Annotated in this window: 2 protein-coding genes; both read right to left on the bottom strand. The window is 63.8% G+C overall.

All coding sequences use genetic code 11. From position 1 onward, the window contains the following. The coding region (locus ABL914_RS13910) for an endonuclease domain-containing protein (RefSeq protein ID WP_391563786.1) at positions 1-334 on the bottom strand (334 nt) is incomplete at its 3' end. Positions 335-453: 119 nt separating this feature from the next. Further along, positions 454-1,402, bottom strand: a 949-nt coding sequence (locus tag ABL914_RS13905; RefSeq protein WP_391563785.1) for an acyl-CoA dehydrogenase family protein, incomplete at its 5' end; no start/stop codon positions are given.

Below are 1,402 nucleotides of genomic sequence, written 5' to 3'. Positions count from 1 at the left end.
GAGGGGGACCGTCGCGAAGCGAAGGTGGAGGGGGCCCAGCCTCTCGGCACGCGGTAACGATCGCGATCACACAAGACTCCATATCTCGAAGCAGGTCTTTGGCAGGCAGGCGCAAAGTGCGAAAACCTCGATCTGCCATCATCCGATCCCGCACTTGATCGCGCTGCGGCTGGTCACCCATGTCGTGGGCCATACCATCAACTTCGATGACCAGCCGCGCGGACAGGCAAGTGAAATCGACCGTCAGCGGTGCCTGCGGGAACTCGCGGCGGAATTTGTAACCGTCTGGCCGCTTTTGCAGCTGTTGCCAGAGCAGTACTTGAGGCAGGCTCATCTCTCGTCGTTGGCGGCGGGCGCGTTTGATCTGCTTAATCGGTTGGCGGAGGATAGGTGGGCCCCCTCCACCATCCCGCTGCGCGGGACGGTCCCCCTCCCCGTTCCGGGGAGGATTTATCATGCGCCCGCCCCGATCAATTCACGCCCGATCAGCATCCGCCTGATCTCATTCGTCCCCGCGCCGATATCGAGCAGCTTGGCGTCGCGCAGATAGCGTTCCACCGGCCAGTCCTTGGTATAGCCCGCGCCGCCCAGCGCCTGCACCGCCTCGCCGCTCACGCGGAAGGCGTTTTCGCTCGCCAGCAGGATTGCGCCCGCAGCGTCGAAGCGGGTGGTGAGGCCGGCATCGCAGCTTTTCGCGACGGCATAGGTATAGGCCCGGGCCGATTGCAGCGCGACGTACATGTCCGCGACCTTGGCCTGCATCAGCTGGAACGCGCCGATCGGTTTGCCGAACTGCTTGCGTTCGCGCAGGTACGGGATGACCACATCGAGGCAGGCCTGCATGATGCCCAGCTGAAGGCCCGCAAGCACCACGCGCTCATAATCGAGCCCGCTCATCAGCACGCCAACACCGCCGTGCAGCGGGCCCATGATGCGCTCTTCGGGAATAAGGCAATCGTTGAACACCAGCTCTGCCGTGGGGCTGCCGCGCATCCCCATCTTGTCGATCTTCTGGCCGATGGAGAAGCCTTCGTCGTCCTTCTCGATCAGGAAGGCGGTAATCCCGCGGCTCCCGGATTCGGGTGCGGTCTTGGCATAGACCACCAGCGTATCGGCGCAGGTCGCGTTGGTGATCCAGAACTTGGTGCCGTTGAGCAGATAGCCGCCCTGCGCCGCATCGGCGCGCAGTTTCATCGAGACCACGTCCGATCCCGCGCCCGCTTCGGACATGGCGAGGCTGCCGACATGTTCGCCGCTGACCAGTTTGGGCAGGTACTTGGCCTTCTGTTCGTCGTTCCCCCAGCGGCGGATCTGGTTGACGCAGAGGTTGCTGTGCGCACCGTAGCTGAGCCCGATCGAGGCGCTGGCCCGGCTGACTTCCTCAACCGCGATCACATGATCG

This window comes from Novosphingobium sp. (assembly GCF_040079535.1).
Taxonomy (GTDB): domain Bacteria; phylum Pseudomonadota; class Alphaproteobacteria; order Sphingomonadales; family Sphingomonadaceae; genus Novosphingobium.
The sequence above is the reverse complement of the archived record's forward strand: the minus strand, read 5'-3'. Positions and strand labels throughout refer to the sequence as shown.